The following is a 25,699-nucleotide window of genomic DNA, read 5'->3' on the forward strand; positions in this document are numbered from 1 at the left end:
GTTGGGAACCTCCCGCAACGTCTGGGTTTTTCGCTTTATGCCCTAATTCAGGGCACGACGCAATTAGCAATAGGGACAATCTGTGCCAGATGCTGGCATTTCAGGCGACGCAGTAGCATAAACCCGTTAAACTAGGCGTTTGTCAGTAATCCTCTGTTTAATAAGGCGACACGATGGATCTTCTTTTGAGTTATGGATTGTTTTTAGCAAAAGCGGTGACGGTGGTCGTTGCCATTGCTGCCATCGTCATGATTGTTGTGCATGCCGCTCAGCGTAAACGTCACCCGGGCGGACAACTGCGATTAACGCGGTTAGATGACGATTACAACAAGATGAAAGAGGCGTTGCAGCTTGAGAAAATGAAACCGCAGGCGCAAAAACTGTGGTTAAAAAACCATAAAAAGGCTGAAAAACAGAAGGCGAAAGCAGAGAAACGCGACGCGAAGCAGGGCAATGTCGACACCGTTAAACCCACGTTGTACGTGCTTAATTTCAATGGCAGCATCGATGCCAGTGAAGTGAAATCGCTACGCGAAGAAATTTCAGCCATTCTGGCGGTTGCCCAGCCGGGCGATGAAGTATTACTGCGTCTGGAAAGCCCGGGCGGCATGGTTCACGGTTATGGCCTGGCGGCGTCACAATTGCAGCGCCTGCGTGATGCCGGGTTGAACCTGACAGCGGCCGTGGACAAAGTGGCGGCGAGCGGCGGCTATATGATGGCCTGTGTGGCCAATACCATCGTGGCCGCGCCTTTTGCCGTCATCGGTTCCATCGGGGTTGTCGCGCAAATCCCTAACTTCAACCGTCTGTTGAAACGTAATGACATTGACGTTGAGTTACACACGGCGGGTCAGTACAAACGTACGCTGACGCTGTTTGGTGAAAACACCGAAGAAGGACGTGAAAAATTTCAGCAGGATTTGAACGAAACCCACCTGTTGTTTAAACAGTTTGTTCATGAAATGCGTCCTTCCCTCGACATTGACCGGGTGGCAACCGGCGAGCACTGGTATGGCCGGCAGGCGCTTGGACTGGGCCTGATCGATCGCATTTCGACCAGTGACGATCTCATTATCGCGAATATGGCGAAATTCACGGTACTGGGCGTGACGTATGTACGACGTCGTTCAAAAATCGATCGCCTGACGCAAAGCGCAGGGCAGGTGCTTGAGCGCATTATGCTCAAATGGTGGCAGCGCAGCGACAAACGGTTTTTGTGATGCATCGACCCGGCTCAGGCCGGGTTTTTTATACCAGGTGATAACGGGGTGACAGCAGAACGGCCAGGTGTTTGAACAGGTTGAACACCGCCGTGGTTTTTGCGGTCGGCAGGCCTTCCGTGTCCAAAAAGTACGGCCCTTTAAACACCAGCACATCGCCCTGCTGGCTGACGGCAGTAGCTTCAATACCGGCGATAAAATCATCATGTTCCCTGAGCATCGCGTTAGCGATATCTAACAGTGCCTGGGACGACACTCCCTCAGTCAGATTCTGCATATGTCTGTGCCTTTTTGACAGCCTGATAATTCTTTCTATATTACTTCCGTACTGCACTGTTCGACAAATCGTGGGCAGGGGTAAAAAAGGGCTTTCCTCACACCAGATGCTAATTAAGTTGCGTAACAGATTTTATCAGGTACAGTGTGGGCGTTTCAGATTCTAGGGATATTGCACCGGGAAGTGCGATTAAGTCAGGCAGAAAAAGCGATTTTTATCATAAAGTTGCACTGTAAAGAATCGACTGACCAGAGATTGAGCCCCACGTCTTGAAATACCAAACAGGCGTAGCAATATTGAACCCGATGGGTTTTCAGGGCGTCCAATCCTCTCCCGTTGAGCAGGATGTATTCATTAGGTAAAGGTAAATATGGGTAAAGCACTCGTTATTGTTGAGTCCCCGGCAAAGGCTAAAACAATCAATAAATACCTCGGCAGTGGCTACGTGGTGAAATCCAGCGTGGGCCATATCCGGGATCTGCCGACCAGTGGTTCAACCGCCAAAAAAAGTGCTGAAACCCCGACAGATAAGAAAGCCAAAAAAGTTAAGAAGGATGAGAAAGCCGCGCTGGTCAGTCGTATGGGCGTTGATCCCTATCACGGCTGGGAAGCGGATTATCAAATCCTGCCCAATAAAGAGAAAGTGGTAGCGGAACTCAAAGCTTTAGCCGAGAACGCCGACCATATCTATCTCGCAACCGACCTTGACCGCGAAGGGGAAGCCATTGCGTGGCACCTGCGGGAAGTGATCGGGGGTGACGATAAGCGCTTTAGCCGCGTTGTGTTCAATGAGATCACCAAAAATGCGATTCGCCAGGCGTTTGAAACGCCGGGCGAACTCAACATTGACCGCGTCAATGCACAGCAGGCACGCCGCTTTATGGACCGTGTCGTGGGGTACATGGTATCCCCGTTATTATGGAAAAAAATCGCGCGAGGCCTGTCTGCCGGTCGCGTGCAGTCTGTTGCTGTCCGGTTAGTGGTTGAGCGTGAGCGTGAAATCAAAGCTTTTGTGCCCGAAGAGTACTGGGAACTGAGCGCTAACCTGACCACGCCGAAGGGCGATGAGCTGACGATGGACGTCACTCATGCGGGCGATAAACCGTTCCGTCCGGTCAATCACGACCAGACGCACGCCGCGCTGGCTCTGCTGGAAAAAGCGCGCTTTGCGGTCACGGACCGTGAAGACAAGCCAACCAGCAGCAAACCCGGCGCGCCGTTTATTACCTCCACGTTGCAGCAGGCGGCGAGTACCCGGCTGGGCTTTGGCGTGAAAAAGACCATGATGATGGCGCAGCGCCTGTATGAAGCGGGCCATATCACCTATATGCGTACCGATTCCACGAACCTGAGCCAGGATGCGGTTTCGATGGTGCGCGGCTACATTGAAGGCCATTTTGGTAAAAAGTACCTGCCCGATGCGGCGAATACCTTCGCCAGCAAAGAGAATTCGCAGGAAGCGCATGAAGCCATCCGTCCATCAGATGTGGAAGTGCTGGCCGAGCAGCTCAAAGATATGGAAGCGGATGCGCAGAAACTGTATCAGCTTATCTGGCGTCAGTTTGTCGCCTGTCAGATGACACCGGCACAGTACGATTCGACCACGTTGACAGTCACGGCAGGGGATTACAAACTGAAGGCCAAAGGGCGTACGCTGCGCTTTGACGGCTGGACCAAAGTCATGCCTGCGCTGCGTAAGAATGATGAGGATCGTACTTTACCGCCGGTTAACGTTGGCGATGAGCTGAGCCTGCAGGACCTGTTACCCAGCCAGCACTTTACCAAGCCACCGGCTCGCTTTAGTGAAGCTTCACTGGTCCGTGAGCTGGAAAAACGCGGTATCGGCCGTCCTTCGACCTATGCGGCCATCATTTCCACTATCCAGGATCGTGGCTACGTCAGGGTGGAAAACCGCCGCTTTTACGCTGAAAAAATGGGCGAAATTGTCACCGATCGTCTGGAAGAGAACTTCCGCGAGCTGATGAATTACGACTTTACCGCTCACATGGAAAACAGCCTCGACCAGGTCGCCAACAATCAGGCGGAGTGGAAAGCGGTTCTGGATCGCTTCTTCTCCGATTTCAGCCAGCAGCTGGAACAGGCTGAGAAAGATCCGGAAGAAGGCGGAATGCAGCCGAATCAGATGGTCCTGACCTCCATCGACTGCCCAACCTGCGGCCGTAAAATGGGGATTCGGACAGCCAGCACCGGTGTTTTCCTGGGGTGTTCAGGCTATGCGTTACCGCCGAAAGAGCGTTGCAAGCAAACCATCAACCTGATTCCGGAAAATGAAGTTCTGAATATTCTGGAAGGGGACGATGCCGAAACCAACGCGCTGCGTGCCCGTCGTCGTTGCCAGAAATGTGGCACAGCGATGGACAGTTATCTGATTGATAACGGACGCAAGCTGCACGTTTGCGGTAACAACCCTGAGTGCGATGGTTATGAAATCGAAGAAGGGGAGTTTCGTATCAAGGGCTACGATGGTCCGGTCGTCGAGTGCGAAAAATGTGGTTCTGAAATGCACCTGAAAATGGGGCGTTTCGGTAAGTACATGGCCTGTACCAATGATGACTGTAAGAACACCCGTAAGATTTTGCGTAATGGCGATGTCGCCCCGCCGAAAGAAGATCCCGTGCCGCTGCCCGAACTGCCGTGTGAAAAATCGGATGCGTATTTTGTGTTGCGTGACGGTGCTGCCGGTGTGTTCCTAGCCGCCAATACCTTCCCCAAATCGCGTGAAACCCGCGCACCGTTGGTGGAAGAGCTGCAGCGTTTCCACGACCGTTTACCTGAGAAGTTGAAATATCTGGCCGAAGCGCCAGCAACCGATCCGGAAGGCAACAAGACGCTGGTGCGCTTTAGCCGTAAAACGAAACAGCAGTATGTGGCGTCTGAGAAAGACGGCAAAGCGACAGGCTGGTCAGCGTTTTACATTGACGGCAAGTGGCAGGAAGCGAAAAAGTAACCCTGTAAGGCCAGCATTGCTGGCCTTTTTTCCCCGCCTTATATCATTCCGTTCTACATTGATACTTAAAATGCTATAGTGGTTATAGCATTTCCGATCCCTTCTTTCTGCTCAGCACCTTTCACCCGCCTGGGCGACAGTAAGCCACCCGGGGATGCGACTCTGTAACCGACCAGGATAACAACAGATATGAAATTACAGCAGTTGCGCTATATCGTAGAAGTCGTGAACCACAACCTGAATGTTTCATCGACAGCAGAAGGGCTTTACACCTCGCAGCCGGGCATCAGTAAGCAGGTCCGTATGCTGGAGGATGAGCTTGGGGTGCAGATTTTCGCCCGCAGCGGTAAGCACCTGACGCAGGTTACGCCCGCCGGTGAAGAAATCATTCGCATTGCGCGCGAAGTGCTTTCCAAAGTGGATGCCATTAAATCTGTCGCAGGTGAACATACCTGGCCGGATAAAGGCTCGTTATATGTTGCCACTACGCATACTCAGGCGCGCTATGCGCTGCCCGGCGTGATTAAGGGCTTTATCGAACGGTATCCATGTGTCTCGCTGCATATGCATCAGGGTTCACCAACGCAGATTGCCGAGGCGGTTTCTAAAGGCAACGCAGACTTTGCAATTGCCACGGAAGCGCTCCACCTCTACGACGATCTCATTATGCTACCGTGCTATCACTGGAACCGCGCTATCGTGGTCACGCCAGACCATCCGCTGGCGGGAAAAGGGCAGGTGACGATAGAGGAGCTGGCCGATTTTCCGCTGGTAACCTATACCTTCGGCTTCACCGGACGCTCCGAGCTGGATACCGCCTTTATGCGTGCGGGGTTGACGCCACGTATCGTCTTTACCGCAACGGATGCCGACGTCATTAAAACATATGTTCGCCTGGGGCTGGGCGTAGGGGTGATTGCGAGTATGGCGGTGGATCCCGTTGCTGATCCTGACCTCGTCAGAATTGAAGCCTCTGAAATCTTCACCAACAGTACGACGAAGATTGGTTTCCGCCGCAGCACCTTCCTGCGCAGTTATATGTATGACTTCATCCAGCGCTTCGCTCCTCATCTGACGCGCGATGTCGTGGATACGGCTGTAGCGTTGCGTTCCAACGAGGACATTGAGGCCATGTTTAAAGATATCAAGCTGCCGTTTAAGTAACGGTTATCTGTCGTCGCGTATTCTCAGGCTGCTTAGTGCAGCCATTTTTATGCAAGAATGTTAGCGCCATGTTTATATTGAGAAGTTTCATTATCTTTTTGTAAATGTAACGTCGATCACATGTTTAAAGCTTGCTGTATCTTAAATGCGAAATACGACACATTTTTGACGCGATTTCTTTGCGGGCTGCCAGGATTATTCCCATACTCCAGTTAACGCTTGATGGAGAAGCTTTTATTTAGGGGTTAGTTAACACGGTCTTTAGTAATGACTGGATCTGAAGTTAAATTAACTCAAATTTTTGTCAGGCGGATTTTAATAGTATGGGTAATAAGTCATTAATCGTTACTTAAGTAATTTTACAGTTTTGATAAATTGCGTTAATCGTTATTGTGCAATAAAAATGACTGGATTTTTGGCCTTAACGGGTTTAGGATTCATCCTAAATCTTAATCGATGTTATCAATCGTTTTATTGAGAGTGATTATCAAAAACTATGGCTACGAGACTGACTGTTGATCCGGGCTTCCCGGCTAAAAGCACCAAGGTTAAGCGTACAGGTAACACTCGTCGCAATGCCTGGTTAACTGTGTTCGCTGCCTCAGCGCTGTTCTGGGTGGTTGTAGCATTAATGATTTGGCGCATCTGGGGTTAAGCCATGTGGGCAAACGCACTCTGCCATAAGCACACCATGACGACTCGTCAGCATCGTCTCTCTGGCTATAAAGCGAAAGAGCCGGTTGCAAAGGCGGAAAAAGTGACTATCCCCGAAAGTTGGGATCTGAACGAGCATCAGCGTAATTTCATCGAGTTCTTTCTGGACCCGAAAACAAAATAATTTTACATCGCGTTTTTCTTTCGACATTTCTTCTGTCTTTCAGACTTACTTAATTAAGCGCTCTTCACACGTTGCATAAATGATGTCATCCCTTATCAGGATGCGAGTACGGCTTTTATTGCCCTTTCTACGCAGGAGTATTGCTATGAATATGATTAAAATGACTTGGTTTAGTGCTTATGCGTTCTCATTTACCGTGTGGATGGCAGCGCTCTGGGCAGCGCTATAATTTAAACGTGTCTCTTTCTCAATAATGCCTCGCAACATTGCGGGGCATTTTTGTTTGCGTCCGATTGTAGCAATCTGTGTTGTAATCAAAACGTTAACAAAAAAGTGGTCTATCTTTATACTAAACCTTGTTGTCTCTGAGGTTTAAAGACCATGTATTATAAAGGAGGAGCTATGTCGTCATCCCTACGCGAGCAGAGTCAGGAAACACTGCAGGTAGATAATCACAACTATCACATCTTCAGTCTACCTCGCGCTTCACAACATCTCGGTAACATTGATCGGTTGCCTAAATCCCTCAAAGTGCTGTTAGAAAACCTGTTGCGCTGGCAGGATGGCGACTCAGTCACTGAGGAAGATATCCAGGCGCTGGTTGACTGGCAAAAAACCGGCCACGCCGACAGGGAAATTGCTTACCGCCCGGCCCGTGTTTTAATGCAGGATTTCACCGGCGTACCCGCCGTTGTTGATTTAGCCGCGATGCGCGAAGCGGTGAACCGACTGGGCGGAGACGTGAATAAAGTCAACCCACTGTCCCCGGTCGATCTGGTCATTGACCACTCCGTCACCGTTGACCATTTTGGCGACGACGATGCCTTTGAAGAGAACGTGCGGCTGGAGATGGAACGCAACCATGAGCGTTACGTCTTCCTGCGCTGGGGCCAGAAAGCCTTTGACCAGTTCCGGGTGGTGCCACCGGGGACCGGGATCTGTCACCAGGTAAACCTTGAATACCTGGGGAAAGCAATCTGGCAGCAGCAGATAAACGGCGAAACCTATGCCTGGCCGGACACCTTAGTCGGGACGGATTCTCATACCACGATGATCAATGCGCTTGGCGTGCTGGGATGGGGCGTCGGCGGGATTGAAGCCGAAGCGGCGATGCTGGGGCAACCGGTGTCTATGCTGATCCCGGATGTCGTGGGCTTCAAACTCACTGGCAAACTGCGGCCGGGCATTACCGCGACCGATCTGGTGCTAACGGTGACGCAAATGTTGCGTAAGCACGGCGTGGTGGGCAAATTTGTGGAATTCTATGGTGATGGCCTGGCCGATCTGCCGCTGGCGGATCGCGCAACCATCGCCAATATGGCACCGGAATACGGCGCCACCTGCGGTTTCTTCCCTGTCGATGAAGTGACACTGAGCTATATGACCTTAACCGGACGCGATGCCGAACAGGTTGCGCTGGTAGAACATTATGCTAAACGCCAGGGAATGTGGCGTAATGCGGGCGATGAACCTGTCTTCACCAGCAGTCTTGCGCTGGACATGAATGATGTTGAATCAAGTCTGGCCGGACCAAAACGCCCACAGGATCGCGTGTCCCTGGGCGATGTCCCGGCGGCGTTCGACGCCAGCAATGAACTGGAAGTCAACCACGCGCAGAAACCTCATAAAGAAGTCACCTACACGAACAGCGATACCGGACTTTCCCATACCCTGACCGACGGCGCGGTGGCCATTGCGGCGATTACCTCGTGTACAAACACCTCAAACCCAAGTGTCCTGATGGCCGCAGGTTTACTGGCGAAAAAGGCGGTAGAGCGGGGCCTGAAACGCCAGCCGTGGGTCAAGGCATCTCTTGCTCCGGGCTCTAAAGTGGTTTCCGACTATCTAGCCGTCGCACAACTGACGCCGTTCCTCGATAAACTGGGCTTTAATCTGGTCGGCTATGGCTGTACAACCTGTATCGGTAACTCCGGCCCGCTGCCGGATGCGATCGAATCGGCGATTAAAGAGGGCGACCTCACTGTGGGGGCCGTGCTGTCGGGTAACCGTAATTTCGAAGGCCGTATTCATCCGCTGATTAAAACCAACTGGCTGGCTTCACCGCCGCTGGTGGTGGCCTATGCGCTCGCGGGGAATATGAAGATCAACCTGCAAACTGATCCGCTCGGACAGGATCGGGATGGCAAGCCGGTCTTTTTGAAAGATATCTGGCCTTCGCCTGAAGAAATCGCGACAGCGGTACAGCAGGTTACCAGCGATATGTACCACAAAGAGTATGCGGAAGTCTTTGACGGTACGCCCGAATGGCAGGCCATCAAAGTCAGCGAAGCCGCGACCTATGACTGGGACGAAGGATCAACCTATATCCGTCTGTCACCGTTCTTTGATGACATGGAAAAAACGCCCAAACCGGTCGAAGACATTCGTGGCGCGCGTTTGCTGGCTATTCTGGGGGATTCGGTCACAACAGACCATATTTCACCGGCAGGTAGCATCAAAGCAGAAAGCCCGGCAGGGCGCTATCTGTTGGCGCATGGTGTCGAGCGCAATGACTTCAACTCCTATGGCTCGCGTCGTGGTAACCACGAAGTCATGATGCGCGGAACCTTTGCCAACATTCGTATCCGCAATGAAATGGTGCCGGGCGTTGAGGGTGGCTATACCAAACATTATCCGAGTGGTGAACAACTGGCCATTTACGATGCCGCGATGAAATATCAGGCCGAAGGCGTGCCGCTGGCCGTCATTGCCGGTAAAGAGTACGGGTCAGGTTCGAGTCGTGACTGGGCAGCGAAGGGACCGCGTCTGCAGGGCGTTCGCGTGGTGATCGCCGAATCGTTCGAACGTATCCACCGCTCTAATCTGATCGGTATGGGGATCTTACCGCTGGAATTCCCCCAGGGCGTAACGCGTAAAACATTAGGACTGAAAGGGGATGAGTCGGTTGACGTTGAGAACCTGTCACAGCTCACGCCGGGCTGCACCGTGCCAGTGACAATCACGCGTGCCGATGGCAGCAAAGAGAAGCTGGATACCCGCTGTCGCATTGATACCGGTAATGAGCTGACCTATTACCGCAACGACGGTATTCTGCATTATGTGATTCGAAATATGCTCAACTGATATGAAAAAGCCGGGGAAACCCGGCTTTTTTATTCACTGCTTCGGCAACAGATGGCCCATTTTTTCGGCTTTAGTATCGAGATAGTGCGCATTTTTGGGATTCCGTCCCACCACCAACGGCACACGTTCGACGATGTTAATACCGGCTTCGCTCAGGATTTCAACCTTGCGCGGATTATTCGTAAGCAGGCGAACCTCGTTCACCCCAAGGAGCTTAAACATATCTGCGCAGAGCGTGAAGTCACGCTCATCAGCGGCAAAACCGAGCTGATGGTTAGCTTCAACCGTGTCATACCCTTTGTCCTGCAAAGCGTAAGCGCGAATCTTATTCAGCAGGCCGATATTGCGGCCTTCCTGGCGGTGATAAAGCAATACACCACGTCCTTCTTCGGCAATGGCATTCAGCGCAGCTTCAAGTTGGAAGCCGCAGTCGCAACGCAGGCTGAACAGCGCATCACCGGTAAGGCATTCCGAATGAACGCGCGCCAGGACCGGTTCGTTATCATTGATATCGCCAAAGACCAGAGCAACGTGGTCGTGACCGGTTGCCAGTTCTTCAAAACCTACCATCAGGAAATCTCCCCATGGCGTTGGCAGTTTGGCTTCTGCCACCCGTTTAAGCTGCATGTGACTCTCCAGAACCATCAGAGGATGCACTATCATCATGATAGTGCACAGGCCGATGTGGCCCGACAAACGTGCAATATTGTGCCACAACCGCGAGGTTGGCTGTTAATCTGTGTAAACGATTGTTGTGATAAAGCACGATTATCTAATCCGTAAAGGTTATGTTATTCTTTTTTAAGCTAAAGTTTTACCGGTATGACGGCTTTTCATCAGCAAAAAGGGAAAAGGGATGGTTAAAATTTTGCAACGTACCACAGCAGGGATGGTGTTACTGCTGATGATGCCATTAGCCGTGTGGCTGTCCGGCTGGCAATGGCAACCCGAGGAAAGTTACACGTTTCTGAGAGTCCTGTTCTGGATGACAGAAACGGTGACCCGGCCATGGGGCATACTGACCAGCCTGGCGTTAAGTGCCTGGGTATTATGGTGTCTTCGCTTTCGGCTTAAACCGGCATTGCTGCTGTTGCTGATCATGAATGTCACGATTCTGGCAGGCCAGTATACCAAATCATTCATTAAAGAGCGGGTGCAGGAACCCCGACCTTATGTGGTATGGCTGGAGAAAACGCACGGTCTGGATGACAAAACCTTCTATCAGTTAAACCGCACCCAGCGTGGTGAACGCGTTACCGCACTGATTGCGGATGAATCGCATATTCCGGTCTGGCTGAAAAAGCACTGGCCGTTTGAAACAGGGTTCGCCTTCCCGTCAGGTCGAACCTTGTTCGCGGCGAGCTGGGCATTACTGGTCATTGGTCTGCTATGGCCGCGCCGGCATTATAAAACGATAGTGCTGGTCGGCGTTTGGGCGGTGGGCGTTATGGGAAGCCGCTTGTTACTGGGTATGCACTGGCCGCGCGATCTTGCCGTTGCCACCGTGCTGTCCTGGTTTTTGGTGGTCATCGCCACCTGGCTTGCCCAGCGCTTTTGTGGACCGCTGACGTTGCCCCCCGACGAGCAAAAGGAAGTGGCAGAACGCGACCAGGGATTGTAATTGCGCCGTTCAGCCTCATATCTTGCGACTGAACCGCGCAAAAGTGCTTCGCCTGATGCTGCAAGGAGCAGTATTTCTGCCGTAATTTTGGCATACTTTGATTCGACAACCTCACAACAGGATGCACTGTGAAATATTTGCTGATTTTTTTAGTGGTTTTGGTCATTTTTATCATTTCTGTGACCCTTGGCGCACACAACGACCAGGTTATCACCTTTAACTATCTGCTGGCGCAGGGCGATTTCCGTATCTCCACTTTACTGGCAACGTTGTTCGGCGTGGGCTTCCTGCTGGGCTGGGTCATTTGTGGGCTGTTCTGGCTGCGTGTTCGCGTCTCGCTGGCGAACGCCCAACGTAAAATTAAACGTCTGCAGGCTCAGGTTGATCAGAATGCGCCTAGCACAGGTGGTAAACCGTTGCCGCCAACCGTGCAGGAATAAGATTCCATGTTAGAACTGCTGTTTCTGTTACTGCCTGTTGCGGCGGCCTATGGCTGGTACATGGGACGCCGTAGTGCGCAGCAGGACAAGCAACAGGAATCCAACCGCTTGTCACGCGAATACGTGGCCGGCGTTAACTTTCTGCTGTCCAACCAACAGGATAAAGCGGTCGATCTGTTCCTTGATATGCTGAAGGAAGACAGCGGCACCGTTGAGGCGCATCTCACGCTGGGAAACCTGTTCCGCTCCCGCGGTGAAGTTGACCGTGCGATTCGAATCCATCAGTCGTTAATGGAAAGTGCCTCTCTGAGCTATGAGCAGCGTTTATTGGCTATCCAGCAACTGGGGCGCGATTACATGGCCGCGGGGCTTTATGACCGCGCAGAAGACATGTTTAAACAGCTCACCGATGAAACGGATTTCCGCATTGGTGCCCTGCAGCAGTTATTGCTTATTCATCAGGCGACCAGCGACTGGCTTCAGGCGATTGAGGTCGCTGAGCGCCTGGTGAAATTAGGCAAAGACAAGCAGAAGGGCGAGATCGCGCATTTCTACTGTGAACTGGCTTTGCAGGCGATGAGCAGCGACGATCTTGACCGCGCAATGACGCTGTTGAAAAAGGGCGAGGCGGCAGATCGCCAGAGCGCGCGAGTTTCCATTATGATGGGACGCATTCTGATGGAGAAAGGGGAGTACGGCAAAGCGGTTGAGCATCTGCAACGTGTACTGGATCAGGACAAAGAACTGGTCAGTGAAACGCTGCCGATGCTGGAGACCTGTTTTCAGCGACTTAATCAGCCCGACGCCTGGGCCGCCTTTCTCAAACGCTGCGTGGAAGAAAATACCGGCGCCGCCGCAGAACTTTATCTTTCCGCGATTCTGGAGCAAGAGCAGGGCGCGGAAGCCGCACAAAATTACATTAATCATCAGTTACAGCGTCATCCCAATATGCGCGTGTTTCATCGCCTGATGGAGTTTCACCTGCATGAGGCGGAAGACGGTCGCGCCAAAGAGAGTTTGATGGTCCTGCGCGACCTGGTCGGCGAACAAATCCGGACGAAGCCGCGCTACCGTTGCCAGAAATGCGGGTTTACTGCCCATGCGCTCTACTGGCATTGTCCTTCCTGCCGCACCTGGTCATCGGTCAAACCGATTCGGGGACTCGACGGGCAATAACTGCGCACGTGATGCGCACTGTTGCCTGTCTTTCTGGTGCCTAATTTAGTTACAACATACTATAAAGAACCTGTTCACCAGCCTGCATCAGCACCGTGCGAATATCGCCTCGCAGGATAACAGGGATTGTGATGGGAAATGCGGGCAGGTAGAATGCGTGCCGTTTGTCTAACGCGCCAGCAGGTGCCTACCGCAGAGGAAATAGCATGGCCTTATCCCCGACTTCACCCGTGTTAGTGGCGCTTGATTACCACGATTTAAACAGCGCGCTGCATTTTGTTGATCAGATAGAGCCAGGTAGCTGTCGCCTGAAAGTGGGCAAAGAAATGTTCACCTTATTTGGCCCTCAGTTGGTCAAAACGCTGCAACAACGCGGCTTTGAAATCTTCCTCGACTTGAAATTCCATGATATTCCCAATACAACGGCCCATGCTGTCGCCGCCGCCGCCGATCTTGGTGTCTGGATGGTGAATGTGCACGCCAGCGGCGGTGCGCGTATGATGAACGCCGCCCGTGAAGCGCTAGTGCCTTTTGGTCAGCAAGCGCCGTTACTGATTGCGGTCACCGTCCTGACCAGTATGAATGCAGATGACTTGCTGGGTCTGGGTATCACGCTTTCGCCGGCAGAGCAGGCCGAGCGCCTGGCGAAGCTGACCCACGAATGTGGCCTGGATGGTGTGGTTTGTTCCGCCCACGAAGCCGCCCGATTTAAACAGGTCATTGGCAGGGATTTCACGCTGGTCACGCCAGGCATCCGACCGGCCGGCAGTGACGCCGGCGATCAGCGTCGCGTAATGACGCCGCAGCAGGCGAAGCTCGCCGGGGTGGATTATATGGTCATTGGCCGCCCGGTTACACAGTCTGCTAACCCGGCGGCGACGCTGAAAGCCATAATCAATGATCTGGAGGCGGTAAAATGAGTCGTGACAACCCACTTGTATATTCCACAGATTCAGGCCGCATTGTGCAACCCGAACAGAAAGTGGAACGTCCTAAAGGGGACGGCATTGTCCGTATTCAGCGCCAGACCAGCGGCCGGAAAGGCAAGGGCGTTTGCCTGATAACTGGCGTGGACATGGATGACGGTGCACTGAATCTGCTGGCTGCCGAGCTAAAAAAGAAATGCGGTTGCGGCGGATCGGTGAAAGACGGTGTGATTGAAATTCAGGGCGACAAACGTGATTTACTTAAAAGCCTGCTGGAAGCCAAAGGTATGAAAGTAAAACTGGCGGGCGGTTAAATAAAAAACCGGGCGACTTGTGTAGCCCGGCTTATGGTGTAGATGCGCTGCGTAGCCGTTAATTATTTTAATTGCGGTTCTTAGTGAATCTGATGACCGATAATGCCACCTACTGCGGCGCCGCCGACTGTACCCAGCGCGCTGCCGTTGGTCAGTACTGAACCACCAATGGCACCCGCACCTGCACCAATCGCAGTATTGCGGTCACGCTTAGACCAGTTAGAACAGCCGCTTAACGCCACAACCAGGGTGGTCGCTAAGACCGCAACGGTCAATTTTTTCATTGTAATTGTCATAAACTTCTCCTTTATTGTGTTTGCAGAGGCAACACACTAAGTATAGCTTTGAAATTTTTTCAGGCCGCCTGTGCCGCATTATTACCGCATCCTTTTAGTATAAAAACGCGGACACCATGGACGATCTGTTTGTAGCGGCTGAAAAGCACCAGTAGCAGGTGGACCTGCCCGACGCCTGACAGAATTCTATTCATTTTGAAGGTTTTCCGAAGAGGGATAATTCTTAATTCTCAGCACAATTTTCCATTCACAGCTATTTTCCGCTGCTTTTTAGCCATTTGCTCCATAACGTTTTTTCTGCCTGCTCCGCAAAATGTTAAGACCTTATTCAGCAGGAGAAAAAAATGCTGGAACATCTGAAACAACAGGTTCTGGAAGCCAATCTCGATCTTCCTAAACATAACCTTGTTACCTTCACCTGGGGCAATGTCAGCGCCCTCGATCGTGAGCAGGGTTTGCTGGTGATTAAGCCTTCCGGCGTCAGTTACGATGTAATGAAAGTTGATGACATGGTAGTGGTGGATCTGGCGAGCGGAGAGGTTATCGAAGGCACAAAACGTCCTTCCTCTGACACGGCTACGCACCGGGCGCTTTATCTGGCCTGGCCCGAAGTAGGTGGAATTGTCCATACGCACTCACGCCACGCCACCATCTGGGCGCAGGCCGGTCGTGCCATTCCGGCCTGGGGAACCACACACGCGGACGACTTCTACGGTGAAATTCCCTGTACCCGCGCCATGCGTGACGAGGAGATTCAACAGCAATACGAGTGGAATACGGGTGAAGTGATTATTGAAACCTTTGCACAGCGTGGGCTTTCTCCCACTGCGATTCCCGCCGTGCTGGTGAATTCACATGGCCCCTTCGCGTGGGGCAAAGATGCCCATGCGGCGGTGCACAGCGCGGTGGTGCTGGAAGAGGTGGCGTATATGGGATTGTTCAGTCAGCAGCTGACGGCCGGTCTTCCCCCCATCCAGCAAACCCTGCTCGATCTGCATTACTTGCGCAAGCATGGTGAAAATGCCTGGTACGGCCAGAAATAAGAAGGTTGAGGGCGCAGCCTGGTCTGCGTCCTGATTTGCGCGTTACGCACGGCTTACGTGGCGTGAAAGTCTCTTCAGTGCCCGTTATCGGTTGGCGCTGTTCTGCCAGCGAGTCGCGTGCTATCAAGAAATCATACTAATCAATTAAATGTCGTGCATCAGGGATCACTCTGGAATTTATCTTGTAAATCAATCTCTCATTTGGTCTGGCCTCACTCTGGATTAGGCTGATGTGGCGCAATTAGCGCATCAAAATAACAGAGGATGAGACAATGACCGTGATTAACCAACCCACATGCAGACTGTTTTCCGAAGCCGGACAAACCACGCAGTTAGTGGCTTATTACGAAGAAGGGAGACGTACCATGTGGATGATGTTACGCGCCCAACCGCGCCCCAGCTTTAATCATGAACTGATTGAAGAGATCATGAATCTCAGTTACGCGGCCCAGCGTTCTGGCTTACCCATCGACTTCTGGGTCACCGGCTCGTTAGTGCCGCAAATGTTTAATGCCGGTGGTGATTTGCGCTTCTTTGTGGAGTGTATCCGTAATAATCGCTGGGAAGCGTTGCGTGCCTATGCACGCGCCTGTGTTGACTGCATTCATTCTGCCGCGCGTGGCTTTAACACCGGAGCCGTGACGCTGGCAATGATTGAGGGCAGTGCACTGGGCGGCGGTTTTGAGGCAGCGCTGGCGCATCACTTTATCCTGGCGCAAAACAACGCCCGTATGGGTTTTCCGGAGATTGCGTTTAACCTGTTTCCGGGGATGGGCGGCTATTCATTAGTCGCCCGGCGTTCGGGCATGAAGCTGGCGGAGGAGCTGATCATCGAAGGCGAATCCCACAGCGCAGAATGGTACGAAACGCGGGGGCTGGTTGACAAAGTGTTTCAGCCAGGCGACAGCTACCGTGCCACCCGGACGTTCATTGATACCTTGCGGCCCAAACTCAATGGAGTGCGCGCTATGCTGAAGGCGCGCCAGCGCGTATTGCAGCTTTCCCGCGCCGAGTTAATGGACATCACGGAAGACTGGGTCGATTACGCCTTTTCGCTTGAAGCAAAAGATATCGCCTATATGGAGCGTTTAGTCCAGTTACAAAACCGCCACACCGCATCACTGCGTAAAGCGGGTTAGGGACTTAAGCGTTTACTTGCGGGCAGGATGCTGAGCCAGCCAATGCCGAAACTGTTCGGCGGGCATTGGTTTTGCGTAGAAATAGCCTTGTCGACCATCGACGCCATTCTTCAGCACGAAGGCCTCTTCATCGGCGGTTTCTATGCCTTCGGCAATAACCTGTAAATCCAGCGCCTTGGCAACCGCAACAATCGCGCGCACCAGCGACTGGGAGACAGGGCGTTTATTCACATTGCGGATAAAACTTTGATCCAGCTTAATGGCGTTAATAGGCACTCGTGCCAGCTGTGATAACGAGGAATAACCGGTACCAAAATCATCCAGATGGACCTGGGCACCCAGCTCCTGGAACTTGTGCATTAACTTCAGCGCTTCCGCTTCGTTCTCAATCAGACAGCTCTCCGTGAGTTCGATATCGATCGGGCTTTCCGTTAAACCGGCGTCAGTCAGCGCCTGCTTCAGATCGCTGTAGATCGACTGATCCATCAACTGGCGCGCGGAGACGTTGACGGCCACGCGCAGATGAATATCCTGCTGGCGCCATGCGATAATCTGTTTCAACACATTGAGCATCACCCAGCGCCCCAGCGGCACAATCAGTCCTGAATCTTCAGCATAGGGGATAAAGTCAGCAGGCGAGACCAGTCCGCGCTCGGGTGAATGCCAGCGCACCAACGCTTCGGCACTGCGAACTTTCCCGTCCGTGTCCACTTTGGGTTGGTAGTGCACCAGTAAATGGTCCTGCTCCAGCGCTTTACGAAGATTGGTATCAAGCCACAGATATTCAAATACCCGCCGGTTCATCTCTTCAGCAAAGACGCAATATTTACCGCGATTGTTCTCTTTGGCGTGATACATCGCCGTATCGGCATTGCGGATCAGGCATTCACGATCTTCCCCATGCAGCGGCGCGATGGCAATGCCGATGGAGCAGCCGCTGTAAACTTCGATAAGGCCAATGCGGAAGGGCTGACGTAACCGATCCAGAATGCGCGTCGCCATCGCTTCCAGCGCCGCCTGGCTGGTCTGTTCGGCCAGCACCACAAACTCATCACCGCCAAGGCGTCCCAGCGTCTGGTTCTTACTCAGACAACTCAGAATAGCCAGCGACACCGCCTGCAGCAGTTGATCGCCAAACATATGGCCATAAGCGTCATTCACTTTTTTGAAATTATTCAGGTCCAGATAGACCACACCGGTTTCACTGCCTTCCGCCCGCTCCAGCGCCTGACTGATTTGCTGATGTATCGCGTGACGGTTGGGCAGGCCGGTAATACCATCCGTATTGGCCATGACACGCAGTCGCTCCTGAGCGCGACGTTCTTCGGTAATATCCGTTCCGTAACAGATGAGGAAAATTTCATTTTTTCCGCTGCCGCTGTGAACAAACTTATTACGAAACAGAAAGAGTCGCTGTCCCTTCATCGTTTTGATCCAGCGTTCGACTTCATAAGAGTTACCATCACGGAAGAAGCCCGCAATGTTGCGACGTGACGCTGCCGCCTCCTGCTTGGTCATAAACAGCTGAAAAACATTCCGGCCAATCACATCCTGCTCATACAGGCCGGTGTACTCTTCGCTGAGTCGGTTAAAGCGCTGAATATTGCCCCGCTGGTCAAGAATGACGATAACGGAATTGGCCTCTGAAACCACCTGTTCCGCAAAGGACAGCCCCAGCGTCAGATCGCGTGCGACCGCCGATGTATCGCCCCAGGCGGATGCGGTACCGGCCCAGACGGACTGATTGATGCGCCGTCCGACAAAATGCATGGCCACCTGCTCACCATGGATTGTTAACGTCAGGTTGATACTGGAAGTAATCACTGGCATAGCTCGCAGTAAACTGCACTGGCCAGGCGTCAGCGGCACAGCAACACTCGTATTCGATGATTCATCTAAGGCAAAAAGCAGCGCATCGCTGTCCGCGCTTAACCGCCAATGAGGGCTGGTTGTACCAAACAAGGTATACAACAATGATTGCCCTTGTTCATCGGTCATGATCACTCCCTCCGGGAAGTCCATAGCTGACGTTATCTCATTATTTTAGCAACAGTATTCATCTACTGATGTCAGCACAAGATGAAAGTGTATTTATTTTTCTTTCCAGAAAAAACAGGAACAAAAAACCCCGCCGAAGCGGGGCCGGCAGGCGGTTCAGCACGGACATTTACCCAGTTTTCCAGCCTGACTGGGAAAGCGGGCGTCCAGACAATAACGATGAAAGTCACGCTCGCTCATCGGCGGCAGGTCTGGATGCTGCTGCCGCATGTGCTGCAGGTATTTTTGGTAGTCCTGAACGCCCACCATCAGACGAAAGCTTTGCTGTAGCCCCTGCCAGAATGCCCGCCAGCGAAAGCCAGGGCGGACGGGAGCATAGCGTAATTCGCAGCGCACAATTTGCCACGTCCCTGTTGGCCGTGTTACACGATGAATGCTGTCAGACATGGCGAATCTCCTTCCGCAACGTGGTCGCGGACTCATGCGTGGTAGGTACCTCACTGCGCAGGGCACGACGAATCACAAAAAAAGCCGCAATGAGCATGGTGACGGCGACCAGCATAAAGAACCCGCACAGGGCCGCGTTAATCTGGTTACTGAAAACGATGGTGTGCATATCGGCGACGGTTTTCGCCGGTGCGATAATCACGCCTTCATCCAGACCTTTACGGAATTTATTGGCCTGCGCCAGAAAGCCGATGGACGGTTTTTCGTGGAAAATCTTCTGCCATGCCGCGGTCATTGAGGTAATAAACAGCCAGATCGTTGGCAGAATGGTCACCCACGCATAACGCTGCTTCTTCATTTTAAACAGCACCACGGTGCCCAGAATCAGCGCCATGGAGGCCAGCATCTGGTTACCGATGCCAAACAATGGCCATAGCGTATTGATGCCGCCCAGGGGATCAATCACGCCCTGATACACAAAGAATCCCCAGCCTGCCACCGCAACGGTTGTGCCCGCAAGGTTACCCAGCCAGGAGCGGTTATTGGCCATTGATGGCACCACGGTGCCCACCAGGTCCTGCACTATAAACCGACAGGCACGCGTACCGGCATCGACGGCAGTCAGAATAAACAGGGCTTCAAACAGAATGGCAAAGTGATACCAGAAGGCCATCATGGCGCGACTGTTAACCACCTCGGTAATGATATGGGCCATACCGAAGGCGAACGTCGGGGCGCCGCCAGCACGGGACAGAATGGAGGCTTCCCCTACATCCCGTGCAATTCCACTTAACATCTCCGGTGTAACAACAAAGCCCCAGCCGTTGATCACCTGGGCGGCATTTTCAACGGTGGTACCAATCAGCGCCGCTGGGGCATTCATTGCAAAATACACGCCAGGGTCCAGCACTGAGGCGCAAATCAGCGCCATTATGGCGACAAACGACTCCATCAACATCGCGCCGTAGCCAATAAAGCGAATGTGGCTTTCCCGCTCCACGAGTTTTGGCGTGGTTCCGCTGGAAACCAGCGCATGAAAGCCGGAAATCGCCCCGCAGGCAATAGTGATAAACAGGAACGGGAACAGAGCCCCTGAGAAGACCGGGCCGGTGCCGTCAATGAAGCGGGTCACGGCGGGCATCTTCATCTCTGGCATGGCGAACACGATACCTACAGCCAGACCAACGATGACGCCAATTTTCAGAAAGGTCGAGAGGTAGTCCCTCGGTGCTAACAGCAGCCACACCGGTAATACCGATGCGATAAAACCATAAATGACCAGCACCCAGGTCAGTGACGTGCCTTTCAGGGTAAAGAACGGCCCCCAGTAGGGATGTTGTGCGACATCGCCACCGTAAATAATGGCCGCCATCATCAGCACAAAACCAATCAGTGAGACTTCAGCAATTTTACCGGGGCGCAGAAAGCGCATGTAGATGCCCATAAACAGCGCGATAGGGATCGTTGCGGCAATGGTAAAAAGGCCCCAGGGGCTGTTCGCCAGTGCCTTCACCACCACCAGCGCCAGCGCGGAAAGGATAATAATCATCACGCCCAGCGCACCCAGCATAGTGATGACGCCAGCGAAGGCCCCCAGCTCCTGACGGGCCATTTCGCCCAGTGAACGGCCATCGCGTCGGGTCGAGATAAACAGCACCAGGAAATCCTGAACCGCACCGGCCAGCATCACGCCGACCAGAATCCAGATCGTGCCAGGTAAAAAGCCCATCTGCGCGGCCAGAATCGGGCCGACCAACGGGCCCGCACCGGCGATAGCGGCAAAATGGTGACCAAACAGCACCCATTTGTTGGTGGGGACGTAGTCCAGACCGTCGCTGAGACGTTCAGCAGGCGTCAGGCGATGATCGTCGAGTTCGAAAATGTTGCGGGCGATAAAGAGGCTGTAAAAACGATAGGCAATGCTGTAACAGGCGACTGCGGCAACCACCAGCCAGACTGCGTTGACGTGTTCGCCGCGATTAAGCGCCAGCATCGCGAACGCGCCCGCGCCAGTTAACGCCACCGCTAACCAGATCACGCCGGTTTTGACGTTCTTCATAACTCACTCCTTGTAGAGACCGAATGGAAGGCGATCGAATACAACGAGCTAACGTTAATGTAATGGAATGTAAGTGAAAGTTAATAAGGATAGAACTGTGAAGCGCAGTGCAAATTTAGCGTGTGCGGAAGCGGTACGTCAGGAATGAGCGGGACAGGCTATCCTGTCCCGCTGGATAATACTCAGGCTGCGGGGCGAGCGACGACGCTGCGGGTTTCCATACGCACTTCGGCGATGGTCACGTCGATCACATCGGTCACGCGGTAAACCACTTCACCTTTGATCTGCACTGTGCCGCTTTCCTGGCTGCACACAAGTTCGTCACGAACGGAGTGCAGGAACGGAGCAGGGATAAACGCCACTGCGCCATTCTCCAGCAAACGCACGCGCATGCCACCACGGGAAATATCGATAATTTCCGCGCTGAATTTACGATCTGTCGCCGCAAAAGGTGACAGGTAACGGGCATAAAGCCAGTCGCCCACGTCACGCTCGGCCATGCGGTTAAGACGGCGGCGCTCGCTCATGGTGACCGTGACAGCGTCATCGGGCCGGGCGATCGACTCACCACGCACGATGGCTTTCAGCAGGCGATGGTTGATCATGTCGCCAAATTTACGAATCGGTGAGGTCCAGGTCGCATAGGCTTCCAGGCCCAGACCGAAGTGCGGGCCAGGTTCGGTGGTGATTTCCGCATACGTCTGGAAACGACGAATACGGCTGTCCAGGAACTGGGTCGGCTGGGCATCCAGCTCCCGGCGCAGCACACGGAAACCGTCCAGCGTGGTAATCGCTGAAGGATCTGCCGTAATCCCATGTGTCGCCAGCACGGCGGCGGCCTGCTCGGCGTTGGCACTATCGAAGCCTGCATGGACGTTATAGATCCCAAAGCCCAGCTTATCGCGCAGCACCTCGGCCGCACAGATGTTGGCCAGAATCATGGCTTCTTCAACGATTCGGTTGGCAATGCGACGCGGTTCAGCGACGATATCCAGCACTTCGCCTTTCTCGCCCAACAGGAAGCGGTAAGCCGGGCGATCTTTAAACACCAGCTCATGGGCCTGGCGCCATTCGCCGCGAGACAGGCACAATTGATGCAGCAGGCGGATCTGATTCGCAATCGCGTCATTCTGCGGCTGCCACTCGCCGCTGTTCTCCAGCCAGTCAGAAACCTCGTCGTAAACCAGTTTGGCTTTCGATTCGATCCAGGCCGCGAAGAAGTGCACATCAGACAGGCTGCCGTCCTGCGCCACGGTGACGCGACAGGCCAGTACCGGGCGACGCACATCAGGGCGCAGGGAGCAGACATCATCGGAAAGCTCGCGCGGCAGCATCGGAATATTAAAGCCCGGCAGGTAGTTGGTGAACGCACGTTGCGCGGCCAGCTTATCCAGCTCGCTGCCTTCAGCCACGTAGGCGGTCGGATCGGCAATGGCGACCGTCAGGCGCAGGGCATTGTCTTCCAGCGCCTCAACATAGAGCGCATCGTCCATATCTTCTGTGCTGGCGCTGTCGATGGTCACGAAATCCAGCGCGGTCAGGTCTTCACGCTGCAGGTTTTCGTCCAGCATCTCGCCAAAACCCATTTCAGGGGCCTGGCGCTCCAGATTGTGACGTGACAGTGTCACCCACCACGGCGCAAGATGGTCGTCTGCGCTGACAATAAATTCGGTCAGTTCGGCATAAAAGCCGCGGTCACCCTTTAACGGATGACGTCGCATTTCCGCGACGGCCCAGTCGCCCTGTTGGAAATCGTGGGTCAGCCCACGTACCGGACGGCACTGAATGGCCTCTTTCAGCAGGGGATGATCGGGCACGATAGAAAGACGATCGTCTTTTTTCTGCACACGGCCTACAAAACGGCTCAGGAAAGGCTCGACCAGCGTTTCTGGTTCTGCGCTTTCACGATCTTTATCGGTGTGGATGACGGCAATAATACGGTCGCCGTGCATCACTTTCTTCATCTGCGGGGGCGGGATGAAATAACTTTTTTGTGCATCGACTTCCAGAAAGCCGAATCCCTTTTCGGTGCCTTTTACAACGCCTTCTGCACGCGGCGTTTGTGAATGGAGCTTCTCTTTAAGCTGCGCAAGCAGCGGATTATCCTGGAACATGATTTTTACGTTTCGTGGCCTAATAGCGGCTGACAGTTTTACGCGAATCGCGGTCCCGCGGCAAGGCAAAAAGCCGGACGAACCGGCTTTTTGCCTGGAGCAAAGCCTGAATCAGGCAATGCGTTGGGTGACCGTTGCCTGCGACAATTCCAGCTTAACCGGCACCGATTTCGAGGTTGGCGTACCGCTAATATCACCGTAGCTGTTCAGCGGAACCAGCGGGTTGGTTTCTGGATAATAGGCCGCCAGGTTGCCACGCGGGATGTTGTAAGGCACCAGCTTAAAGCCGCTCACGCGACGTGTTACGCCATCATTCCACAGGGTTTCAATGTCAACATTCTGGCCTTCGCTGAAGCCTAATGCCGCCATATCGTCCGGGTTGATAAAGACGACTTCACGCTGACCGTAAACGCCGCGATAGCGGTCATCAAGGCCGTAAATCGTCGTGTTGTACTGATCGTGCGAACGCAGGGTTTGCAGCGTGAAGGGCACCTCCTGATCCAACTGCGGAAACAGCGAGTCAGGCAGCGCGGCAGGGCTGAACTCGGCCTTACCGGTCGGCGTGTTGAAGCGCAGTTCGGCGGCGGCATTACCCAGATAGAACCCACCAGGCTGATCGCATTTGCTGTTAAAGTCGGCAAAGCCAGGAATCGTGGCTGCGATGTGATCGCGAATCAGGTTGTAGTCCGCCGCCAGATCCAGCCACTTCACCTTTTCATCGCCCAGTACCGCATGCGCAATGCTGGCGACAATCGACGTTTCTGAACGTTGTGTATTCGCCAGCGGAATACCCACGCCTTCAGACGCGTGCACCATGCTGAAGGAATCTTCCACGGTAATATACTGATTGCCCGTCGCCTGCAAATCGCGCTCGGTGCGGCCCAGCGTAGGCAGAATCAGGCCCTCATGACCGGGAACCAGATGGCTGCGGTTCAGTTTGGTACTGATATGCACGGTCAGGCCACAACGTGACAGCGCTTCTTCGGTGCGCGGTGAATCCGGTGCCGCCGCCGCCAGGTTGCCACCCAGCGCGATAAGCACTTTGATTTCGTCACGCAGCATGGCATTCAGTGCTTCAACGGTGTTATGACCTGCCGCACGCGGTGGCTCAAAATTGAAGTGCTGACCCAGCGCATCCAGGAACGGTTTTGCCGGTTTCTCATCAATGCCCATGGTGCGGTTACCCTGCACATTACTGTGACCACGAACAGGGCACAGACCCGCACCTTTTTTACCTAACTGGCCAAACAGCAGCTGCAGGTTAGTAATTTCGCGCACGGTATCGACGGAATGTTTGTGCTGAGTGATACCCATCGCCCAGGTACAGATGACCCTATCGGCGCTCTGGTAAATCGCTGCCGCTTCACGGATCTGCGCTTCAGTCAGGCCGGACTGCGCCACAATCTGCATCCAGTCGGTGTTATCCACGGCGTCAAAGTAGGCTTCAACGCCGTGCGTTTTGGCATTCAGGAACGCCTGATCGAACAGGCCGCTTTCGCCTGCCGCAATGCGCGCGCGATGCGTTTCCAGCAGGGCTTTAACCATGCCGCGCACCGCGGCCATATCGCCACCCAGGTGCGGCTGATAATAGGCCGAGCTGATGGTACCGGCTTTCGAGGTCACAATTTCCAGCGGCTTCTGCGGATCGGCGAACCGTTCCAGACCGCGTTCGCGCAGCGTATTAAAGGTCACAATTTTTGCACCGTGATCGGCAGCGTGACGCAGGCTGTGCAACATGCGTGGATGGTTAGTGCCCGGATTCTGTCCAAAAACAAAAATCGCATCCGCGTGGTCAAAATCATCCAGACGAATCGTGCCTTTACCCACGCCAATGCTGCGCTTCAGTCCCGCACCGCTGGCTTCGTGACACATGTTCGAGCAGTCAGGGAAGTTATTGGTGCCCAGCATGCGGCCAAACAGCTGATAAAGCCATGACGCTTCATTACTGGCGCGACCTGAGGTGTAAAGCTCCATCTGGTCTGGATTGTCCATCGCTTTGATGTGCTGCGCGATAAGCGCATAGGCGTCATCCCAACTGATGGGCTCGTAGTGATCGGTTTCACGGTTGTAGCGCAGGGGATGCGTCAGGCGGCCCTGATACTCCAGAAAGTAATCGCTTTGAGCATAGAGCGTGGTCACGCTGTGTTTCGCAAAGAAGTCGGCATCCACAACGCGGCGTGTCGCTTCCCAGGTAACCGCTTTCGCTCCGTTTTCACAAAAGCTGAAAGTACTTTTATTGTCATCGCCCCAGGCGCAGCCCGGGCAGTCAAAGCCACGCGCCTTGTTCATACGCATGAGATTGCGCAGGTTTTTCAGGGCAGCTTTACTGTCGAAAACAAAACGTGTCGTGGCTTCCAGTGAACCCCAGCCACCCGCGGCGGCGCGGTATGGTTTAATTTGGCGCTTAAATTTCATCATAGGTGCAGGCTTATTTTTTTGTTGGACGAATGTTGCAAGGATATATCCTGATAGTGAAGATTAGTGTGCGTTCGACGACATAGCTTGTCTAATTGATTGACTTAATGGTGCGATAGATCGCGTTTATCGTGACGGCACAACAACTGTGATGCTGTTC

The 25,699-nt window shown here is 53.4% G+C and carries 21 protein-coding genes; 13 read left to right on the forward strand and 8 right to left on the reverse strand.

The genetic code is table 11. The annotated features are described in order from the left end of the window. Positions 1-173: 173 nt before the first annotated feature. Positions 174-1,220 (forward strand): protease SohB, encoded by a 1,047-nt coding sequence (sohB, locus tag F7Q90_RS09455; protein ID WP_006119340.1) that lies wholly within the window; start codon positions 174-176, stop codon positions 1,218-1,220. Between the two features lie 28 nt (positions 1,221-1,248). Here sohB and F7Q90_RS09460 read toward each other — a convergent pair whose 3' ends face one another. After that, positions 1,249-1,497 carry a DUF2498 family protein gene (locus F7Q90_RS09460; protein ID WP_006119339.1) on the reverse strand — a complete coding sequence of 83 codons (249 nt, stop codon included), beginning with the start codon at positions 1,495-1,497 and terminating at the stop codon, positions 1,249-1,251. 370 nt (positions 1,498-1,867) lie between these two features. Between F7Q90_RS09460 and topA the strand changes: the two genes are divergently transcribed. The 5 genes from topA to acnA all read left to right on the forward strand — a co-directional run bounded on the left by topA (position 1,868) and on the right by acnA (position 9,551). Further along, on the forward strand, positions 1,868-4,465 hold the full coding sequence (gene topA, locus F7Q90_RS09465) for a type I DNA topoisomerase (RefSeq protein WP_006119337.1): 2,598 nt from the start codon (positions 1,868-1,870) through the stop codon (positions 4,463-4,465). 189 nt (positions 4,466-4,654) lie between these two features. Beyond that, positions 4,655-5,629 carry an HTH-type transcriptional regulator CysB gene (gene cysB, locus F7Q90_RS09470; RefSeq protein WP_006119335.1) on the forward strand — a complete coding sequence of 325 codons (975 nt, stop codon included), beginning with the start codon at positions 4,655-4,657 and terminating at the stop codon, positions 5,627-5,629. Between the two features lie 496 nt (positions 5,630-6,125). Beyond that, positions 6,126-6,284 (forward strand): YmiA family putative membrane protein, encoded by a 159-nt coding sequence (locus F7Q90_RS09475; protein WP_006119333.1) that lies wholly within the window; start codon positions 6,126-6,128, stop codon positions 6,282-6,284. A gap of 36 nt (positions 6,285-6,320) precedes the next feature. Beyond that, positions 6,321-6,467, forward strand: coding sequence for a hypothetical protein (locus F7Q90_RS09480; RefSeq protein ID WP_249042818.1), 147 nt, complete (start codon positions 6,321-6,323; stop codon positions 6,465-6,467). Positions 6,468-6,869: 402 nt separating this feature from the next. Next, the gene (gene acnA / locus F7Q90_RS09485; RefSeq protein WP_006119330.1) at positions 6,870-9,551 is read left to right on the forward strand and encodes an aconitate hydratase AcnA; all 2,682 of its coding nucleotides are present in this window, start codon (positions 6,870-6,872) and stop codon (positions 9,549-9,551) included. A gap of 33 nt (positions 9,552-9,584) precedes the next feature. Here acnA and ribA read toward each other — a convergent pair whose 3' ends face one another. Further along, positions 9,585-10,178 (reverse strand): GTP cyclohydrolase II, encoded by a 594-nt coding sequence (gene ribA, locus F7Q90_RS09490; protein WP_006119329.1) that lies wholly within the window; start codon positions 10,176-10,178, stop codon positions 9,585-9,587. A 229-nt stretch (positions 10,179-10,407) separates the two neighbouring features. Here ribA and pgpB point away from each other — a divergent pair, with 229 nt between their 5' ends. The 5 genes from pgpB (at position 10,408) to yciH (ending at position 14,028) form a co-directional block, all read left to right on the forward strand. Then, positions 10,408-11,172, forward strand: a complete 765-nt coding sequence (gene pgpB, locus F7Q90_RS09495; protein ID WP_006119328.1) for a phosphatidylglycerophosphatase B — start codon at positions 10,408-10,410, stop codon at positions 11,170-11,172. A 128-nt stretch (positions 11,173-11,300) separates the two neighbouring features. Further along, positions 11,301-11,612: a LapA family protein gene (locus F7Q90_RS09500; RefSeq protein ID WP_006119327.1), complete on the forward strand. Its 312-nt coding sequence runs from the start codon at positions 11,301-11,303 to the stop codon at positions 11,610-11,612. A 6-nt stretch (positions 11,613-11,618) separates the two neighbouring features. Then, positions 11,619-12,788: a lipopolysaccharide assembly protein LapB gene (gene lapB / locus F7Q90_RS09505; protein WP_006119326.1), complete on the forward strand. Its 1,170-nt coding sequence runs from the start codon at positions 11,619-11,621 to the stop codon at positions 12,786-12,788. 206 nt (positions 12,789-12,994) lie between these two features. After that, complete coding sequence (gene pyrF / locus F7Q90_RS09510) at positions 12,995-13,708, forward strand: orotidine-5'-phosphate decarboxylase (RefSeq protein ID WP_006119325.1); 714 nt, start codon at positions 12,995-12,997, stop codon at positions 13,706-13,708. After that, the gene (yciH, locus tag F7Q90_RS09515; RefSeq protein WP_006119324.1) at positions 13,705-14,028 is read left to right on the forward strand and encodes a stress response translation initiation inhibitor YciH; all 324 of its coding nucleotides are present in this window, start codon (positions 13,705-13,707) and stop codon (positions 14,026-14,028) included. Before pyrF ends, yciH begins: the two co-directional genes overlap by 4 nt. 80 nt (positions 14,029-14,108) lie before the next feature. Here the strand turns inward: yciH and osmB are convergent, their stop codons facing one another. Next, complete coding sequence (osmB, locus tag F7Q90_RS09520; protein ID WP_006119323.1) at positions 14,109-14,324, reverse strand: osmotically-inducible lipoprotein OsmB; 216 nt, start codon at positions 14,322-14,324, stop codon at positions 14,109-14,111. A gap of 344 nt (positions 14,325-14,668) precedes the next feature. Here osmB and araD point away from each other — a divergent pair, with 344 nt between their 5' ends. Next, positions 14,669-15,367, forward strand: coding sequence for an L-ribulose-5-phosphate 4-epimerase (araD, locus tag F7Q90_RS09530; protein WP_006119322.1), 699 nt, complete (start codon positions 14,669-14,671; stop codon positions 15,365-15,367). A 272-nt stretch (positions 15,368-15,639) separates the two neighbouring features. Further along, entirely contained in the window at positions 15,640-16,506 is an 867-nt protein-coding gene (locus F7Q90_RS09535) for a crotonase/enoyl-CoA hydratase family protein (RefSeq protein ID WP_006119321.1), read from the forward strand. A gap of 12 nt (positions 16,507-16,518) precedes the next feature. On the opposite strand, the gene pdeR is transcribed toward F7Q90_RS09535, so the two are convergent. The 5 genes from pdeR to F7Q90_RS09560 all read right to left on the reverse strand — a co-directional run bounded on the left by pdeR (position 16,519) and on the right by F7Q90_RS09560 (position 25,539). After that, positions 16,519-18,504 (reverse strand): cyclic di-GMP phosphodiesterase, encoded by a 1,986-nt coding sequence (gene pdeR, locus F7Q90_RS09540; RefSeq protein ID WP_006119320.1) that lies wholly within the window; start codon positions 18,502-18,504, stop codon positions 16,519-16,521. 156 nt (positions 18,505-18,660) lie between these two features. Continuing rightward, positions 18,661-18,951, reverse strand: coding sequence for a YbdD/YjiX family protein (locus tag F7Q90_RS09545; protein ID WP_006119319.1), 291 nt, complete (start codon positions 18,949-18,951; stop codon positions 18,661-18,663). Next, a complete protein-coding gene (locus F7Q90_RS09550) occupies positions 18,944-21,010 on the reverse strand; it encodes a carbon starvation CstA family protein (protein WP_006119318.1) in 2,067 nt (688 codons plus the stop codon). Before F7Q90_RS09550 ends, F7Q90_RS09545 begins: the two co-directional genes overlap by 8 nt. Positions 21,011-21,192: 182 nt before the next feature. Beyond that, on the reverse strand, positions 21,193-23,124 hold the full coding sequence (locus tag F7Q90_RS09555) for an exoribonuclease II (RefSeq protein WP_006119317.1): 1,932 nt from the start codon (positions 23,122-23,124) through the stop codon (positions 21,193-21,195). A 111-nt stretch (positions 23,125-23,235) separates the two neighbouring features. Next, positions 23,236-25,539: an FdhF/YdeP family oxidoreductase gene (locus F7Q90_RS09560; RefSeq protein ID WP_044242048.1), complete on the reverse strand. Its 2,304-nt coding sequence runs from the start codon at positions 25,537-25,539 to the stop codon at positions 23,236-23,238. Positions 25,540-25,699: the final 160 nt, after the last annotated feature.

The organism is Pantoea stewartii subsp. stewartii (assembly GCF_008801695.1).
Classification (GTDB): Bacteria; Pseudomonadota; Gammaproteobacteria; order Enterobacterales; family Enterobacteriaceae; genus Pantoea; species Pantoea stewartii.

Excerpts from the sequence above, each read along its gene's own strand:
- pdeR (WP_006119320.1), bottom strand. The coding sequence starts at position 18,504 with ATGACCGATGAACAAGGGCAATCATTGTTGTATACCTTGTTTGGTACA.
- lapB (WP_006119326.1), top strand. The coding sequence starts at position 11,619 with ATGTTAGAACTGCTGTTTCTGTTACTGCCTGTTGCGGCGGCCTATGGC.
- F7Q90_RS09535 (WP_006119321.1), top strand. The coding sequence starts at position 15,640 with ATGACCGTGATTAACCAACCCACATGCAGACTGTTTTCCGAAGCCGGA.
- ribA (WP_006119329.1), bottom strand. The coding sequence starts at position 10,178 with ATGCAGCTTAAACGGGTGGCAGAAGCCAAACTGCCAACGCCATGGGGA.
- acnA (WP_006119330.1), top strand. The coding sequence starts at position 6,870 with ATGTCGTCATCCCTACGCGAGCAGAGTCAGGAAACACTGCAGGTAGAT.
- F7Q90_RS09545 (WP_006119319.1), bottom strand. The coding sequence starts at position 18,951 with ATGTCTGACAGCATTCATCGTGTAACACGGCCAACAGGGACGTGGCAA.
- F7Q90_RS09550 (WP_006119318.1), bottom strand. The coding sequence starts at position 21,010 with ATGAAGAACGTCAAAACCGGCGTGATCTGGTTAGCGGTGGCGTTAACT.
- pgpB (WP_006119328.1), top strand. The coding sequence starts at position 10,408 with ATGGTTAAAATTTTGCAACGTACCACAGCAGGGATGGTGTTACTGCTG.
- topA (WP_006119337.1), top strand. The coding sequence starts at position 1,868 with ATGGGTAAAGCACTCGTTATTGTTGAGTCCCCGGCAAAGGCTAAAACA.
- osmB (WP_006119323.1), bottom strand. The coding sequence starts at position 14,324 with ATGACAATTACAATGAAAAAATTGACCGTTGCGGTCTTAGCGACCACC.
- F7Q90_RS09555 (WP_006119317.1), bottom strand. The coding sequence starts at position 23,124 with ATGTTCCAGGATAATCCGCTGCTTGCGCAGCTTAAAGAGAAGCTCCAT.
- F7Q90_RS09475 (WP_006119333.1), top strand. The coding sequence starts at position 6,126 with ATGGCTACGAGACTGACTGTTGATCCGGGCTTCCCGGCTAAAAGCACC.
- cysB (WP_006119335.1), top strand. The coding sequence starts at position 4,655 with ATGAAATTACAGCAGTTGCGCTATATCGTAGAAGTCGTGAACCACAAC.
- sohB (WP_006119340.1), top strand. The coding sequence starts at position 174 with ATGGATCTTCTTTTGAGTTATGGATTGTTTTTAGCAAAAGCGGTGACG.
- F7Q90_RS09480 (WP_249042818.1), top strand. The coding sequence starts at position 6,321 with ATGACGACTCGTCAGCATCGTCTCTCTGGCTATAAAGCGAAAGAGCCG.
- pyrF (WP_006119325.1), top strand. The coding sequence starts at position 12,995 with ATGGCCTTATCCCCGACTTCACCCGTGTTAGTGGCGCTTGATTACCAC.
- F7Q90_RS09460 (WP_006119339.1), bottom strand. The coding sequence starts at position 1,497 with ATGCAGAATCTGACTGAGGGAGTGTCGTCCCAGGCACTGTTAGATATC.
- yciH (WP_006119324.1), top strand. The coding sequence starts at position 13,705 with ATGAGTCGTGACAACCCACTTGTATATTCCACAGATTCAGGCCGCATT.
- F7Q90_RS09560 (WP_044242048.1), bottom strand. The coding sequence starts at position 25,539 with ATGAAATTTAAGCGCCAAATTAAACCATACCGCGCCGCCGCGGGTGGC.
- araD (WP_006119322.1), top strand. The coding sequence starts at position 14,669 with ATGCTGGAACATCTGAAACAACAGGTTCTGGAAGCCAATCTCGATCTT.